General features: G+C 36.5%; 14 protein-coding genes and 1 pseudogene. 3 read left to right on the top strand and 12 right to left on the bottom strand.

Features of this window, described 5'->3' with window-relative positions; translation table 11 throughout:
- Positions 1-28: 28 nt before the first annotated feature.
- Positions 29-310: pseudogene (locus tag ACNQGD_RS05045) on the bottom strand (TM2 domain-containing protein).
- Positions 311-355: 45 nt separating this feature from the next.
- Positions 356-1,705 carry an NAD(P)-dependent oxidoreductase gene (locus ACNQGD_RS05040; protein WP_417998515.1) on the bottom strand — a complete coding sequence of 450 codons (1,350 nt, stop codon included), beginning with the start codon at positions 1,703-1,705 and terminating at the stop codon, positions 356-358.
- A 145-nt stretch (positions 1,706-1,850) separates the two neighbouring features.
- On the opposite strand from ACNQGD_RS05040, the gene nhaA reads away from it, so the two are divergent.
- A complete protein-coding gene (nhaA, locus tag ACNQGD_RS05035; protein ID WP_417998514.1) occupies positions 1,851-2,993 on the top strand; it encodes a Na+/H+ antiporter NhaA in 1,143 nt (380 codons plus the stop codon).
- 118 nt (positions 2,994-3,111) lie between these two features.
- Here the strand turns inward: nhaA and ACNQGD_RS05030 are convergent, their stop codons facing one another.
- The 10 genes from ACNQGD_RS05030 to ACNQGD_RS04985 all read right to left on the bottom strand — a co-directional run bounded on the left by ACNQGD_RS05030 (position 3,112) and on the right by ACNQGD_RS04985 (position 12,099).
- The gene (locus ACNQGD_RS05030) at positions 3,112-3,708 is read right to left on the bottom strand and encodes a hypothetical protein (protein WP_417998513.1); all 597 of its coding nucleotides are present in this window, start codon (positions 3,706-3,708) and stop codon (positions 3,112-3,114) included.
- Positions 3,709-3,749: 41 nt separating this feature from the next.
- Complete coding sequence (locus ACNQGD_RS05025; RefSeq protein WP_417998512.1) at positions 3,750-4,130, bottom strand: Dabb family protein; 381 nt, start codon at positions 4,128-4,130, stop codon at positions 3,750-3,752.
- 147 nt (positions 4,131-4,277) lie between these two features.
- A complete protein-coding gene (proC, locus tag ACNQGD_RS05020; RefSeq protein ID WP_417998511.1) occupies positions 4,278-5,054 on the bottom strand; it encodes a pyrroline-5-carboxylate reductase in 777 nt (258 codons plus the stop codon).
- 150 nt (positions 5,055-5,204) lie between these two features.
- Complete coding sequence (gene mgtE / locus ACNQGD_RS05015) at positions 5,205-6,557, bottom strand: magnesium transporter (protein WP_417993093.1); 1,353 nt, start codon at positions 6,555-6,557, stop codon at positions 5,205-5,207.
- Positions 6,547-7,326 carry a 16S rRNA (adenine(1518)-N(6)/adenine(1519)-N(6))-dimethyltransferase RsmA gene (gene rsmA / locus ACNQGD_RS05010; RefSeq protein WP_417993094.1) on the bottom strand — a complete coding sequence of 260 codons (780 nt, stop codon included), beginning with the start codon at positions 7,324-7,326 and terminating at the stop codon, positions 6,547-6,549. The genes mgtE and rsmA overlap by 11 nt, the downstream gene beginning before the upstream one ends.
- A 183-nt stretch (positions 7,327-7,509) precedes the next feature.
- A complete protein-coding gene (locus tag ACNQGD_RS05005) occupies positions 7,510-7,821 on the bottom strand; it encodes a DUF4286 family protein (RefSeq protein WP_417993095.1) in 312 nt (103 codons plus the stop codon).
- Positions 7,822-7,887: 66 nt separating this feature from the next.
- Positions 7,888-9,663, bottom strand: a complete 1,776-nt coding sequence (locus ACNQGD_RS05000) for a tetratricopeptide repeat protein (protein WP_417998510.1) — start codon at positions 9,661-9,663, stop codon at positions 7,888-7,890.
- Between the two features lie 152 nt (positions 9,664-9,815).
- The gene (gene serS, locus ACNQGD_RS04995) at positions 9,816-11,087 is read right to left on the bottom strand and encodes a serine--tRNA ligase (protein WP_417998509.1); all 1,272 of its coding nucleotides are present in this window, start codon (positions 11,085-11,087) and stop codon (positions 9,816-9,818) included.
- A gap of 233 nt (positions 11,088-11,320) precedes the next feature.
- On the bottom strand, positions 11,321-11,860 hold the full coding sequence (locus ACNQGD_RS04990) for a DMP19 family protein (RefSeq protein ID WP_417998508.1): 540 nt from the start codon (positions 11,858-11,860) through the stop codon (positions 11,321-11,323).
- A gap of 68 nt (positions 11,861-11,928) precedes the next feature.
- Complete coding sequence (locus tag ACNQGD_RS04985) at positions 11,929-12,099, bottom strand: hypothetical protein (RefSeq protein ID WP_417998507.1); 171 nt, start codon at positions 12,097-12,099, stop codon at positions 11,929-11,931.
- Between the two features lie 528 nt (positions 12,100-12,627).
- Between ACNQGD_RS04985 and metG the strand changes: the two genes are divergently transcribed.
- Together metG and ACNQGD_RS04975 are read left to right on the top strand one after the other, a co-directional pair.
- Positions 12,628-14,688, top strand: coding sequence for a methionine--tRNA ligase (gene metG, locus ACNQGD_RS04980; protein ID WP_417998506.1), 2,061 nt, complete (start codon positions 12,628-12,630; stop codon positions 14,686-14,688).
- Positions 14,689-14,769: 81 nt separating this feature from the next.
- Positions 14,770-15,456, top strand: coding sequence for an HAD family hydrolase (locus tag ACNQGD_RS04975; protein WP_417998505.1), 687 nt, complete (start codon positions 14,770-14,772; stop codon positions 15,454-15,456).
- Positions 15,457-15,754: the final 298 nt, after the last annotated feature.

The raw sequence follows: 15,754 nt of genomic DNA, 5'->3' as shown, positions 1-15,754 counted from the left end.
TCCCGTTCTTGAACGGGATTTTCATGTTTTAAAACCAACTTTTTTTACCAACTTGATAGGTCTGGTAAAACTCTTCATCTGATGTTGTTAAATATATTATACCTTCAATAAGCCCTAATAAAAAGGTTACGGTTCCACAAGTACAAAGACTAATCACCAACCATATAATGCCTACTATAGTGTACCCTAAAAAAAATTTATGAATCGCAAAAGGCCCCAAAAGAATAGCTAACAGCCCTGCCGCAAGTTTTTTATTGTCTTGTTAAACTGGAGGCGGATTATTCCATTCTTCCTGTTTTGAGTTTTCCATAAATTAAATTTATTAGGTTGTTTTTCAGCAGTTAAAAGATACATTTTATTGAAATGCTGTATCGATTGGTTCCCAAAGTTCTATCTTATTTCCTTCGTTATCTAGAACCCAACCAAATTTTCCATACTCATAAGACTCCATATCGCCCACAATTGTTACACCTTCATTCGATAATTTTTGTAATAATTTTTCTAAATCATCTACTCTGAAGTTTTGCATAAACTGTTTCTCGCTTGGCGCAAAATAAGTGGTATCATCTGCAAATGGCGACCATTGGGTTGAACAATCGTTCCCATCTTTATCTTTCCACCAAAAAGTCGAACCATATTGATCGGTTTTTAAACCCAAATGTTTTCCGTACCAAGCCACCAGTTCTTTAGGATTTTTTGATTTGAAAAAGAAACCGCCAATTCCCGTAACCCGTTTCTCCAGTTCAGCATCTTTGGCTTGACCAAAATATTTTGTTTTTATTTTATCAACTATGACTTGTGCCAATCGCTCATGGCTTTCGAATGTCCAACCGGCAACATGCGGACTCAAAATCACATTCTTAGCTTTCAACAAATATTGAAAAGCTTCTGGTGTATTTTTATCGTGAAAAAGGGTTTCAAAAGACAACTTCTCATATTCCAAAACATCCAAACCTGCTCCAAGAATTTTACCCGTTTGCATCGCACCAACTAAATCTGCAGTGACAATATTCTTGCCACGAGAGGTATTTATGATCCAAAATGGTTTTGCAAATCCATTGATAAAATTACGGTCTACCATTTTATTGGTTTCTGGAGTCCAAGGAATATGTAGGCTTACTACATCCACTTTTTGCTGAAATTCAGCTAATGAAACTTGCTTCGCATTCATGTCGCCCAAATTTTCCTGAATATCATAACAAAGGACTTCCACATCAAAACCGCGCAATTTTTTGGCAAATGATTTTCCCATATTTCCATAACCAACAATCCCCACTATTTTTCCGTCAAGTTCATGACCGCGGTTACTTTCACGGTTCCAATGTCCGGATCGTATCTCGCTATCGGCTTGGTTCAATTTGTTGAAAAGAGATAAAATCATTCCTAATGTATGTTCGGCAACGGCATTTCGATTTCCTTCCGGAGCTGCGATAAGCGTAATATTTTTAGCTGTTGCGTACTCACAGTCAATGCTTTCTAATCCAGCACCCACTCTAGCAATAAATTGTAGATTAGTGGCTTTGTCGAGAAATGTTTTGTCAATTTTAAAACGACTCCGAATTACAATTCCTTGATACTCGTGGATTTTGGTTTCAATTTCTTCTTTTGAGGAGGTAAAATCACTTTGATTTATAAAACCGGAATGCTGCAATTGATCCCAAAGTATGGAATTATTGCTATCGATATGAAGAATTTTGATGTCCATAAAATGTGCTTTTTTTAATACTTCAAATTAACAAAAAAATTACGGTTTATTGGTTTATCAAAGGAAATTAGCTCATAAAATAGTAAATTAGCATTCTGAATTTTTTATTATAAACCTTATCGTTGTAATAAATGAAAACCAAAAAATGAAATTAACCAATACCTTCAACGCTTTTTTTGAAAGCGAAAAAGCCGGTGGACTCTTATTACTTTTTGTAACAATACTCTCTCTTTTATTAGCCAATTCTCCAGTTCAAACCGAATATATTGCGTTTTGGGAAACCAATATTGGCAGTCATTCCATAACACATTGGATCAATGACGGCTTAATGGCTATCTTTTTTCTTCTGATCGGTTTAGAATTAGAGCGTGAGATGTACCAGGGAGAATTATCCAGTATAAAAAATGCCGCTTTACCTATTTTTGGAGCCTTGGGCGGAATGGTTGTTCCTGCCGGAATCTTTTTATTGTTAAATTTTGGAACCATCACACAAAATGGAGCCGGAATCCCTATGGCGACGGATATTGCTTTTGCCATTGGCATCCTGTCACTTTTAGGAAATCGCGTACCTACATCGCTTAAAATATTCTTGACTGCACTCGCCGTGATTGATGATTTAGGCGCTATTATGGTAATTGCCATATTTTACACAGACACAATTGCTTACATGAATTTGTTTATCGCTTTTGCAATCATGGGTGGTTTATTTATCCTGAACAGAAGAAAAGTACACAGTCTTATTCCTTACTTGATTGGTGGAGCAGCGATGTGGTATTTTATGCTGAATTCAGGTGTGCATGCGACGATAACCGGAGTATTATTAGCCTTTGTAATTCCGTTTGGAAATGGAGGCAAAAAAACGTCTTCGTATCGATTACAGCATTTTTTACACAAACCGGTAGCGTTTTTTATCCTTCCTTTATTTGCCATAGCCAATACGTCCATTGCCATAAATTCAGACTGGCATGAAGGATTGAGTCATCCCAACACGATTGGAATTATGCTGGGACTTGTTGTAGGGAAACCATTGGGAATCTGGTTGTTTTCGCTCCTTTCGGTGAGTTTGGGGATTTGTACCCTGCCAAGAGATCTAAAATGGAGCAGTATTCTAGGCGCAGGAATGCTGGGTGGAATAGGTTTTACGATGTCTATTTTCATAACATTGCTTGCCTTTAAAAACAACGGAGAAGAAGTAATCACGTATTCTAAAATTGCAATCTTGGTTGCTTCATTTATTGCGGGAACCATCGGTTTCTTATGGTTGAAATTTACTCTTAAAAAAAGTTAACACTTTAACTTTTAGTCAATTTTATGACAGATACTTAGATAGAAAGTCATAATCGTACAGACCTACAATTTTATAAAGGATTTATAAAAACAGCTTTATAAATTTGTACTGTTATTTCCTAAAAAGTATATCCTATTCCGATATGCAAATAAGGAATGTATTGATTTCTAATGTACGCACCATCTACATTCTGCACATTACCATTAACTGAATTCTCTTTCAAATACACCACGCGATAGCCAAATCCTACCGCAGTTTCGTAGGTAAAATGATTTCCTATAGATCGTTTTAAACCCCAAGTGGGAACAATAGCTAAATCAGCTGTTTTGGTTACGTTATCTGCCAAATTAATCACAAACCAGTCCGGATGATAACTAGTCCTGATTGAAATATAATTACCAGCATTATTGCCTGTTTTTTTACCTTTTGAATTCCTTTTTTCCAAATTGTAATAATATCTTGGTTCTATTGTTAATACCGGTTGCAAAATAAAACCAGCGCCATCGTAATGATCTCCAACCGTAAAATCCTTTTCAATACCAATTTCACTTCGTAATACGATGCTATTTGACAACTTGGTTTCATTATTAAACCAAATTCCGGTATGTACTCCAAATCCGGTTTGTATTCCAAAAATTGTTTTTTCAACGGGTACTTCTTGTGCGTTTGCATTTAGATTGAATACTAAAATCAGGACTGCTATTACTTTTTTCATGTAGTCTATTTTTATTCTTTACTCTTTAACTTGATTGCTGTTTACTTATTAGGCCAATAATCAACTACCGTCACTTTCTCTGGAGCTGGATTCAATACAGCCACAAAAGCCTTATGATCCGGATGAATCAAATACGCATCTCTATCTGCTTCACTCTTAAAAGTCAACACAAAACAATGCGTCAAACCATTATTCAAGTTTTCAGGACTGTTATTGATTCCCCATTCATAGGCTTTGATTAATTTGATTTTATGTTTCAAATTCCCAAAAGCTGTTACCACTTTATCAATAGCCGCGGCATCTGTTCCCGGTTTCCAACCAAACATAACGACATGCTTAAGCACTTGTTTTTGTTTGTTTTGTTGGGCGTTTACAGCGTAACTTGAAATTAAAATAAGCGTGAATAGGAGTAATTTTTTCATGGTGTTTTTTTTCAAATATAGGAATTATTTGACTGTATTTATAGCAAATGCAATATCGATATTTACGAAGCGTAAGTAAAAAAAATTGCACAAAGTCATAAGACATTTGCGCAACTTTTATCACGAACATTTTACGGAACTGGAGATTTATCCCTTGATCTGTTTCAACGACGTTTTGATTCCTCGTATTAAGGACGAACTAAATCCGTGCATTTCCATTTCGTTTAATCCCGCAATCGTACAACCTTGTGGAGTGGTGACACGGTCAATTAATTGTTCCGGGTGTACTTTTTCTTCCAGCAGCATTTCGGCTGCGCCTTTTACGGTTTGTGCCGAGATGGCTAGGGCGGTTTGCCAGTCAAATCCTATTTCAATTCCGGCTTGCATCGAAGCACGAATGTATCGCAACGCAAAAGCCGTTCCGCTGGCCGCAAGAACGGTTGCAGCATCCATTAATTTTTCGTCAATAATAGGGGCGGTTCCCAAACTTTGAAAAAGAGAAACTACATCCTGTGACTTCTCTTTGTCTTTTTCGTGAAACGCAATACAAGTGGCTGATGCGCCAAATTGTGCCGCTATATTGGGCATGATTCGGATGGCACTATTATCGGTACCGATTTTGTTTTGTAAATTTTCTATAGACAATCCACTCACTGCCGAAGCGATGATTTTATTGGAAATTACTGGAAGGATTTCGGCTAAAACAGTATCTACTTGGTATGGTTTTATGGTCAAAATAATGACATCCGCTTCCTGAATCTGATGGATATTATTCGAAGAAACCGTAGTGCCCAGTTTTTCAAGATAAAGAATGCTGGATGTATTTCTTCGGGTTATAGTGACTTGGTTTTCTGGTGAAAATTTTGATAGTCCTAATGCGATCGAAACACCTAAGTTTCCCCCGCCAATGATATGTACTTTCATGCTGGTTGTGGTTTTCCTCTCCCCAACTTTCTCCAAAGGAGAGGAAGCCAATATGGGAAAGTGTTAGTTGTATAGTTATAGTTGTATTAGTTTGTTTTTGAATTCCCTCTCTTTGTTCTTTCCTCTTTGTTCCGCACTCTTATTTCTTTCTTAAAATCCCAAAATTAGTCTTGCTATTGAAAAATAAATCAGAATTCCGCAAATATCATTACTGGTTGTGATAAACGGACCGGTGGCCAAAGCGGGGTCAATGCCAAATTTATCGAGTAATAATGGGATAAAAGTCCCTATTAACGACGCGATAATAATTACCGAAATTAACGCAATGCAGATAATAACGCCAATTATCATTTGAACATTCAACAGAAAATAACTCCCTAAAAATAATATTGTCGCCAGAATCAGTCCGTTTAATAAACTCAGAGACACTTCTTTGACCAATCTATTAAACAAGGATCCACTCAATGTATTGTTAGCCAAACCTTGTACAATAATTGCCGAAGATTGTACTCCAACATTTCCGGCCATTGCGGCAATAAGTGGGGTGAAAAAGAATAAATTTCCATGCACCAGCATCGCACCTTCAAATAATCCCAGTACTTTTACAGAGATAAAACCACCTAAAAGAGCCAAAACTAACCAAGGTAATCGTGCTTTTGTATGTTCAAATATGCTGTCATCCGCTTCCACATCTTGCGAGATACCTGCAGCCAACTGGTAATCCTCATCCGCTTCGTCCTTGATTACATCCACGATATCATCAATGGTGATTCGGCCCACTAATCTTCCTAATTCGTCTACTACCGGAATGGCTTCTAAATCGTATTTTTGCATGATTCGAGCCACCTCAACATCTTCAGTATCTACTTTAACCGAGTTTAATTTTCGGATGTAAACATCACTCACCGGTGTTCTGGAAGAAGTGGTCAATAAATCTTTGAGTGATAAACGTCCTTTCAATCGGTCTTCGTCATCCACCACATAAATCGAATGGACTCTGGAGATGTTTTCAGCCTGAATGCGCATTTCTTTTACGCAAGTCAATACATTCCAATTTTCATTGACTTTAACCAATTCCTTGTGCATGATTCCACCTGCGGTATCTTCGTCATAACGCAATAAGTCAACAATATCTTTGGCGTGCTCAACATCCTGAAGTTCTGATATTACTTCGGCTTTCAAATCTTGTGAAAGCTCCGCAATAATATCGGCTGCATCATTGGTTTCCAGCTCATCTAATTCTTCCGCAATCTCTTTTGGAGAAAGCCTGCTTAATATATTTTCCCGCAAATCATCTTCTAGTTCCAGAAGAATTTCGGCGGTTTTTTCACTGTCTAAAACTTTAAAAATATAGGTTGCCTCATTAAAATCAAGCTCATCCAGAATTTCAGCAATATCAGCATGGTGCATATCATTCAACAACACTTCCAGTTGCTGGTCGTTTTTATTTTGAATGAGTTGCTCTAATTCCTGAATTAATTCTTTGCTGATTTTAAACTCCATCGGCTTCTATTTTTTGGGTAAGTGCTATGAACTGTTCTACATTTAGTTGCTCTGGTCGCAGGTTAAAAATTTCATCTTCTCTCAAACTATCCGACAAATTTAAGGTTTTTAAACTGTTGCGTAACGTTTTACGTCGTTGTTGAAAAGCCGTTTTCACTACCGTAAAAAACAATTTTTCGCCGCAAGGCAGACTGTAATCTTTCTTCCTGCGCAAACGTAAAACTCCTGATTTCACCTTTGGTGGCGGAATAAATACATTCTCATCTACCGTAAATAGGTATTCCGCATCATAAAAAGCCTGAACTAAAACCGACAGAATTCCATAGGCTTTTGTTCCCTTTTTTTCACAAATACGTTGCGCTACTTCTTTCTGGAACATCCCTGCAAATTCCGGAATCTGATCGCGGTATTCTAATGCTCTAAAAACAATTTGGGTCGAAATATTATACGGGAAATTCCCAATGATAGCGAATTGTTTCCCTTCGAAAATATCGTTGATGTTGTATTTCAAGAAATCTTGAGAAATAATTTTATCCTTTAATTTTGGATAATTTTCGTCTAAGTACGTTACTGATTCGGAATCGATTTCAATAACGTAGGTGTTCACTGGCTTATCCAACAAATATTTTGTCAAAACTCCCATTCCTGGACCTATCTCTAATACATCTTCATACCCCTCTAAATTCAACGTATCGGCAATGTCTTTGGCAATGCTTTCGTCTTTTAAGAAGTGTTGTCCGAGGTGTTTTTTGGCTTTTACTTTTTCCATATTATATGTTTTTTTGCCACGAAGGCACAAAGGCGCAAAGTGTTTTTATATTTCTGTGTTGTCACTCTGGTGCAACGCCACAAAGCGTATTTATATCTTAAAAAAATCACAGGTCGCAAACTGCAGTTTAAATATTCAATATTTTCAAACTGAATACCGCAAATTGTACACCAAACACTTTTTTTAATAATCTGCAATCAATTCTAATTCTGTTCTAAAAGCAAGCATCTTATCTCCAAATAGCTTCAATCCTTCTTCACGAAAAGCGGGTGCATCTTCCTGATAATATTTCTCCAAAGTTTCTTTGCTGTCCGTAGCATATTGAACCGAATACGTTACTCCGCCCATTTCTTCTTCAATTAAAACCCGTACCATTCTTGCCGAAGAGAATTTCCCTGTAGCCAAAATTTCAGGAATGTGCTTGTGTTGCATCCATATAATCCATTGATCGTGAACGCTTTCGTGTATGTTTGTGGTAACGTTGTATAGTATCATTACTGTTAATTTGTTTATTCGTTTTTTCAGTTAATCGGTTAAACATTTAACCGATTAACCTTCTTTTTATAAATTAGTATCTCCTCGCAATTGTCTGAATTTCTTCCTGGCTTCCACAAAATAAATACTGTCCTGATGATTGAACAATACCTTCTCATATAATGGTTTTGCTTTTTCAGGTAACGATTGCTTGTTATAAATTTCTGCCGAAAAATACAACGCTTCATCGATGTAAATTCCGTCGCTATGTTGGTCAATAATCGTTTGATATTGGCTTAAAGCCAAAGCAAAATCACCTTTCTTTTCATATATTTTCCCTAATCGCAATAAGGTCACCGCCTCTATTTCCTGTCCTTTATAGTTTTTTAAAATCGATTGAAACTGAGTTACAGCTTCCTGATTCCTGTTTTGATACAACAGATAATCTCCTTTGGCAAATTGCTTCAAAGCCGTTTGTATCGAATCAGCAACAGTATTGTCGTTGATTAACAGAAAATATTCCAAAGCATCATTCGCAATCAACTGCGTATTGGCTGATTTCAATTCCTTAAATTGTTTCAATGCCCAAGCAAAATCCGTTTTGAAATAACTGGTTTTAGCCGCTTTCAAACTGGCTTCATGCGCCATTACATCATTCTTCAAATCCAATTCAATCTGCGAATAATAGATCAAAGCCTGGTTGAATTTTTCTTCATACAGCAAAATATCTGCCAGTTCCATTTTGGCATTAGCCACTTCATAATCATTCAATTGCAATTCCAGCGCTCTCTTGACAATTGCCTTTCCTTCCTCGGGTTTTTTTAAATTAAATGCCGTAAAATGGGCCTGAATCAGCTGCAAAGATAAGGTAAAAGGACTTATTTCAAATTGTTTCAACAAACCGTCTAATTCTGTGCTGATGGCTGCGAAGTCAATTTCGGATGCTTTTTCAATTTTCATGTTTATCAAATAGGAATTCGCCTGAATCAATAATTCTAAATCTTGTGTGTTTTCCAATACAAAACCCAGTATTTCCTTGGCCGCTTCCTGATTGTCTTCTTCAACAGCCAATTGCCCTAAATTTACAATATTGGCAAGCGATTCCGGATTGCGTTTGTAAATAGCTTTTTCCTGAATAAATGCTTTTTCAAATTCTTTTTGCTGTACATAAAACCAGCTCAAATAATGGTTCCAAAAGAGATCTTGATTTTTTTGGGTTCTTAGAATTAATGCTTTACGTAATATTTCATTGAAGTTTGCATCGCCTTCGTCAGCCATAAAACGAACCAGTTGATTTTGGATTCTAATAGAGTTTTGAGGATTGGCAAACGCCTCATCCAGAAAAGTGGAAATCATCATTTCCATATTAGACAATTGTCCGTAAAGCAATCCTATTTGATAATTGAAATTAAAATTAGGTTCCAGTTCTGTGGCGGTTTGGTAGGATTTCAGGGCATATTCGAGCAGCACTTTACGCTCAAAAGCATTTGATATTCCGTAGACTTCATTTGGATTTTTTCTGATTCGCTCTAAAGCCTGATCGTAGTAAATCTTGGCTTTGGCATCATTCTTTTGCAACTGAAAATTATACCCTAATTCCACCAGAAGATTTCCTTGATTGTACTTGTCAAGTCGCTCTTGAATGGCTTTTTCCGCACTATCAAATTGTTGTAATTGCTGTGAACAATCTATTATTCTTAAGAAATATTGTGAATTTTGGGGAATCTCTTGCAGCAACTCTTCATAACTGATTTTTGCTTTTTCAAAATCGCCTTTATCATAATAATACTGCGCTAATTGTTCGTTTTGGCCGAAAGCAAATAGCGAGAATGATAAAGTGATGTATAGAAAGAGCTTTTTCATACCGTAACAATTTGTCAAAATGATTAATTCAGAATCCGTCCATACCATTCTTTTTTCAAATAAAATCTTATCTTTTTAAACCATTAAGAAATTAAGCTTAACGACTCTAAATTTCTTAACGGCTCTATAGATTTTTGTTTATTAAAAAATAATTAATCAATTCTATCAAACCCGCAATACGGACGTAAAACCTCAGGGATTACAATTCCTTCCGGAGTTTGGTAATTTTCTAAAATTCCAGCCAAGACTCTTGGCAAAGCCAATGAACTTCCGTTTAAGGTATGTGCCAATTGGTTTTTTCCGTCTTTGTCTTTGAAACGCAATTTCAAACGATTCGCTTGAAAAGTTTCAAAATTAGAAACTGAACTGATTTCTAACCAACGATCTTGCGCCGTAGAAAACACTTCGAAATCATATGTCAAAGCAGCCGTGAATCCCATATCGCCGCCACAAAGACGCAATATTCGGTATGGTAATTTCAACTCTCGAAGAATATTTTTAACGTGTTCCACCATTTCATCCAAAGCTTCGTATGATTTATCTGGATGTTCTACACGAACGATTTCCACTTTGTCAAATTGATGCAAACGGTTTAATCCACGTACATGCGCGCCATAAGAACCTGCTTCACGACGGAAGCAAGGCGTATAAGACGTAGTTAAAACCGGTAATTCATTTTCGTTTAAAATTACATCACGGAACAAATTCGTCACCGGAACTTCCGCCGTTGGAATCAAGTATAAATCATCGGTTTTATCATGGTACATTTGCCCTTCTTTGTCCGGCAATTGTCCTGTTCCATAAGCAGAGGCTTCGTTTACCATGTGTGGCACCTGAACTTCATTATAACCCGCTGCCGTATTCTTGTCCAAGAAATAATTGATCAAGGCGCGTTGTAACTTCGCCCCTTTTCCTTTATACACCGGAAATCCTGCACCCGCGATTTTTACTCCAAGTTCAAAATCGATGATGTCGTATTTTTTTACCAATTCCCAATGTGGTTGTGCACCTTCGTGCAAAACTGGAATTTCTCCTTCTTCAAAAACGTTTAAATTTTCCTCTGGAGTTTTACCAACAGGAACAATATCAGCCGGAAGATTGGGTAATGTATATAATTTCTCTAAAAGTTCAGCAGCAAGTGCATCAGCAGTTTCTGCTAGAGCTTTGCTTTTCTCTTTGTTTAAAACTGTTTTTTCTTTTAAGATTGCGGCTTTCGCTTTCTCTCCAGCTTTCATCAATTCGCCAATGTCTTTGGATAATTTATTAGATTCGGATAAAATATTGTCTAACTCTACTTGCGTAGCGCGACGTTTTTCGTCCAGTTGTACCACTTCTTCAACAACACTTGTAGCATCGATGTTTCTCTTTGCCAAAGCGGTGATTACTTTTTCTTGATTCTCTCTAATAAATGCGATTTGTAACATAGTTGATTTTTTTAACGCTAACTTTTATAATAATGGAAGCAAATTTAGGGAAATGTTTGGTAGAAATGAGGGAAAGTTTGTCCAAAAGTCGCAAGTCTTAATGCCTTAAAGTCAAATGCAGCTATTATTACCCGATTAGTAATGCATGTGATTTACAATCCATCGAATAAAATCAGCAACCAACTAAACGCAATAAGAATGAGACTTTAAGACTTGCGACTTTTGACTTTAGATTAGTCTCTTTTAATCTCATGCCCCACAAATTGCTCTAAAGTTGCAAACATGTCGTCTACAGAAAGGACTTCGAAATCTGGGTGTGTTTTTAAGAAATCAGCATTCAACGTAATCAGGTTTTCTTCAATTTCGAAAAAAGCGTCGTTATTAAGTAAATCTCGAATAGGATTTACGCCTTCCAGTTTCCCTTTAAGGAATTTATTCAGCTTAACACTGCTCATTAATTTTACTTTTTTGGATTGCTGTTGGAACAATTCCAAATGGTTGTAGGCGCCAATCAATGCCAAACCTTCTTCAATCAATTCGTTTAGTTCTTTATCCCAACCCGAATTATATACAAATTGAGCAAAATTTCCTTCGGTATATTGCGACGTATAATAATCTAAATAATAACTCATTATAGCATCTTCGTGAATCAAATCATCGTTCACGCCTTCCTCACGCATTAAGTTGATTACCGAAATATTAGAGTGAATCACATCTTGAAGATTTTCACTGTTCATTGCTGTTTCTGAAATAATTATTCTACCGAATTCCATAGATTTTGTGTTTGAATATGTGGTGCAAATTTCGGGTAAATTAAAACAGAAAAGAAATACAATGTGATTTATAAGCTATCCGATTCGTTACTATTCTTTTTCTGATTCATTTTTGTAACTAAAGCTTTTAAGCGTAATGCTTTTTCTTTTTTCTCCTCTTGAAGTTTAGCCTTTTTCCGATTGAGCAATTTGGTGTGTAAAGCCTTGTTTTTGGTTTTTTTTTCGGGTCCTTTTGCCATGATTTATACGCTACATTATTTACGTTTACAAATATAAATAAACGGATCGTAAAACGCAGAAAAAGGAATCACTTAGTAAGAACTTGCATATCGCTCAGAACTTCACATTGTTCTTCATTATTTCCCTACAAATTTGATTCTAAATATCGTTCGTACCTACGGCACTTTATGAATACATCGTCAAATGTGGACGGATTAAAATCCATCCCTTCAATATTTGCCGAGCCTACGGCTCTTATAGGTGCGTAAAAGTTCCATAGGAACGATTCATATTGTAGCAACGGATTTTAATCCGTTGGAAATAAAATAAAAGGAATAAAGTTCCTTAGGAACCAAACCTATTAAATTATTGGCAAAAATGCATCGAAAAACCCAAATGCCCTAGCCCCGATAGCAGTGAAAATCCTTTTTCTAAACGCTGTCAGGGTTCAAAACCCTGACAGCGTTGAAAAAGATTGCAACGGATAGCGGGAAATAGCTCCAAATAAAAATTCTATTGCTTATTTTTGCACCCAATAAAATTGAATCATGATACAGAATCCAAAAAGATATACGATTACAGCAGCATTGCCTTATACGAACGGACCCATTCACATTGGCCATTTGGCGGGTGTTTATGTGCCTTCGGACATATATTCCAGATATTTAAGATTACAGGGAAGAGATGTTTTGTTTGTGTGCGGAAGTGACGAGCACGGCGTGGCGATTTCGATGAAAGCCAAAAAAGAAGGCATTACGCCACAGGAAGTAATCGATAAATACGATGGAATTATCAGGAAATCATTCTCTGATTTTGGAATTTCATTTGATAATTATTCTAGAACCTCGGCTAAAATTCATCATGATACTGCTTCTGAATTTTTTAGAAAACTGTATGATAAAGGTGATTTTATCGAAGAAGTAACCGAGCAATTGTATGATGCAAAAGCGGATCAGTTCTTAGCTGACCGTTTCGTGGTGGGAACTTGCCCAAAATGTGGCAATGAAGAAGCCTACGGTGATCAATGCGAAAAATGTGGCTCTACATTAAACGCAACGGATTTGATTAATCCAAAATCGACCATTACAGGAGAAACTCCGATTATGAAAGCAACGAAACACTGGTTTTTGCCATTGGACCGTTATGAAGATTTCTTGAAAGAATGGATTCTCGTTGGACATAAAAATGACTGGAAACCGAATGTTTACGGACAAGTAAAATCATGGATTGACGGCGGATTAGAGCCTCGCGCGGTAACTCGTGACTTGGACTGGGGAATTGACGTACCAGTTGAAGGTGCCGAAGGAAAAAAATTATACGTGTGGTTTGATGCGCCGATTGGCTACATTTCATCTACCAAAGAATGGGCTTTACGCGAAGGAAAAGATTGGGAACCGTACTGGAAAGATCAGGATACAAAACTGGTTCACTTTATTGGGAAAGACAATATTGTTTTCCATTGCATCATTTTCCCGGCGATGTTGAAAGCCGAAGGAAGTTATATTTTGCCTGACAATGTGCCTGCGAATGAGTTCTTGAACTTGGAAGGAAATAAATTGTCGACGTCAAAAAACTGGGCGGTTTGGTTGCACGAATATTTAGAAGAATTCCCGAATCAGCAAGACGTGTTGCGTTATGCCTTGACATCGAATGCGCCGGAAACTAAGGATAATGATTTTACCTGGAAAGATTTTCAGGCGAGAAATAATAATGAATTGGTAGCGATTTACGGGAATTTCATTAATCGCGTGGTGGTTTTAACCAATAAATATTACAACGGAATCGTTCCTCAACCGAATGAACTGTCGGAAGTGGATGAAACGACTTTGACGGAATTAAAAGCGTATCCGGCAGTGATTTCAAGTTCTTTGGAGCGTTACAGATTCCGTGAAGCGTTGAGCGAATTGATGAATGTGGCTCGTTTGGGAAATAAATATTTGGCTGACGAAGAGCCTTGGAAAGTCATCAAAGACAATCCGGAGCGCGTGCAAACGCAAATGTATGTGGCGTTACAAATTGCAGCTGCTTTGAGTTCACTTTGCGAACCATTCTTGCCGTTTACAGCTACAAAATTATCAAGAATTCTAAAAATAGAAAGTCCGTTAAACTGGAATACTGTTGCTCAAACTACTGATTTGATTCCAGCAGGACACCAAATTGGCGAAGCGGAATTGCTTTTCGCCAAAATTGAGGACGAGGAAATCCAGAAACAAATAGACAAATTAGAGGCGACTAAAACGGCTAACAAAGCCGAAAATAAAGTTGTAGAACCACAGAAAGAAGCAATTCAATTTGAGGATTTTGCCAAAATGGATATCCGTACAGGAACGATTCTGGAAGCCGAAAAAATGCCTAAAGCCAACAAACTTTTGATTTTAAAAATAGACACGGGAATTGATGTTCGCACCATTGTTTCGGGAATTGCGGAGAGTTTTAAGCCGGAAGATATTATTGGTAAAAAAGTTACTGTTTTAGTGAATTTGGCACCAAGAAACCTTCGTGGTGTGGAAAGTCAAGGAATGATTTTGATGACAACAAATACGGAAGGAAAATTGGTTTTTGTAAATCCAGATGCGGATGGAGTTGCTAATGGAGAAACGATAAATTAAGAAAAATCAACCGCGAATTCGCTAATTAATATGTATTCTGTACTATATTAATTAGCGAATTTTCGGTAAAATTAAACAAATATGAGCTTAAAAGTAATTGCTTTCGACGCCGATGATACCTTATGGATCAACGAAACGTATTTTGACGAAACCGAAAAAAAATTCTGCGGACTGATGGAAGATTATTTGTCGCATCAGGGAATTTCTAAAGAATTATTTAAAGTAGAAATCGATAATTTAAAATTATACGGTTACGGAATCAAAGGCTACATTCTTTCGATGATTGAAGCAGCGATGAATATTTCGAACAATACCATTCCTATTGAAATTATTCAAAAAATCATTCAATACGGAAAAGAATTATTAGAGAAACCGATTGTTTTATTGGATGGTGTGGAGGAGACTTTAAATGCTTTACACGGAAAATACAAATTAGTGGTTGCCACCAAAGGCGATTTATTAGATCAACGCCGAAAATTACATAATTCAGGTTTAGGTCATTATTTTCATCATATCGAAGTGATGTCAGACAAGCAGGAAATAGATTATTCGGATTTAATCAAACGATTGGAAATAAAACCTGAAGAGTTTTTCATGGTTGGAAATTCCTTAAAATCGGATATCTTACCGGTTTTAGCCATTGGCGGACACGCAGTTCATATTCCGTTTCACACGACTTGGGCACACGAAAAAATTGACCATAACGTGGAACATGAAAATTTCAGCGCTTTTGAAAAGATAGCTGATGTTTTAAAGAGGTTAGAATAGCCCGTGCATGAAAATTAAATGACTGGAATTCGTTGGAATTGAGCAATTAGATCGCTTGATAAAGGCTTACTAATTTATTTTAATCCAAAACTCCTATATAAATCAATTAAACAAGTCTTAAAATTAAGTAAACAATCAAATTTTCTTTAAATTATTGGTTTTTTATTTTAAAATATAAGTCTTTTTTTATTATTTTTAACCAACTCAATATCAGAATTTTACGATAGGAATTGTTTTTTGCTATTATAAAATTAATATTAATTCTTACATAATTAACTCTTTAAATTTTTTTATTAAA

Source organism: Flavobacterium glucosi (assembly GCF_048286535.1).
Taxonomy (GTDB): Bacteria; Bacteroidota; Bacteroidia; order Flavobacteriales; family Flavobacteriaceae; genus Flavobacterium.
Note: the sequence above shows the minus strand (reverse complement) of the source record. Positions and strands in the feature narration are given on the sequence as shown.

Coding starts and splice junctions, on each gene's coding strand:
- ACNQGD_RS05030 (WP_417998513.1), bottom strand. CDS start 3,708: ATGAAAAAAGTAATAGCAGTCCTGATTTTAGTATTCAATCTAAATGCA.
- nhaA (WP_417998514.1), top strand. CDS start 1,851: ATGAAATTAACCAATACCTTCAACGCTTTTTTTGAAAGCGAAAAAGCC.
- metG (WP_417998506.1), top strand. CDS start 12,628: ATGATACAGAATCCAAAAAGATATACGATTACAGCAGCATTGCCTTAT.
- ACNQGD_RS05025 (WP_417998512.1), bottom strand. CDS start 4,130: ATGAAAAAATTACTCCTATTCACGCTTATTTTAATTTCAAGTTACGCT.
- proC (WP_417998511.1), bottom strand. CDS start 5,054: ATGAAAGTACATATCATTGGCGGGGGAAACTTAGGTGTTTCGATCGCA.
- ACNQGD_RS05005 (WP_417993095.1), bottom strand. CDS start 7,821: ATGATACTATACAACGTTACCACAAACATACACGAAAGCGTTCACGAT.
- mgtE (WP_417993093.1), bottom strand. CDS start 6,557: ATGGAGTTTAAAATCAGCAAAGAATTAATTCAGGAATTAGAGCAACTC.
- ACNQGD_RS04985 (WP_417998507.1), bottom strand. CDS start 12,099: ATGGCAAAAGGACCCGAAAAAAAAACCAAAAACAAGGCTTTACACACC.
- ACNQGD_RS04975 (WP_417998505.1), top strand. CDS start 14,770: ATGAGCTTAAAAGTAATTGCTTTCGACGCCGATGATACCTTATGGATC.
- ACNQGD_RS05000 (WP_417998510.1), bottom strand. CDS start 9,663: ATGAAAAAGCTCTTTCTATACATCACTTTATCATTCTCGCTATTTGCT.
- serS (WP_417998509.1), bottom strand. CDS start 11,087: ATGTTACAAATCGCATTTATTAGAGAGAATCAAGAAAAAGTAATCACC.
- ACNQGD_RS05040 (WP_417998515.1), bottom strand. CDS start 1,705: ATGGACATCAAAATTCTTCATATCGATAGCAATAATTCCATACTTTGG.
- rsmA (WP_417993094.1), bottom strand. CDS start 7,326: ATGGAAAAAGTAAAAGCCAAAAAACACCTCGGACAACACTTCTTAAAA.
- ACNQGD_RS04990 (WP_417998508.1), bottom strand. CDS start 11,860: ATGGAATTCGGTAGAATAATTATTTCAGAAACAGCAATGAACAGTGAA.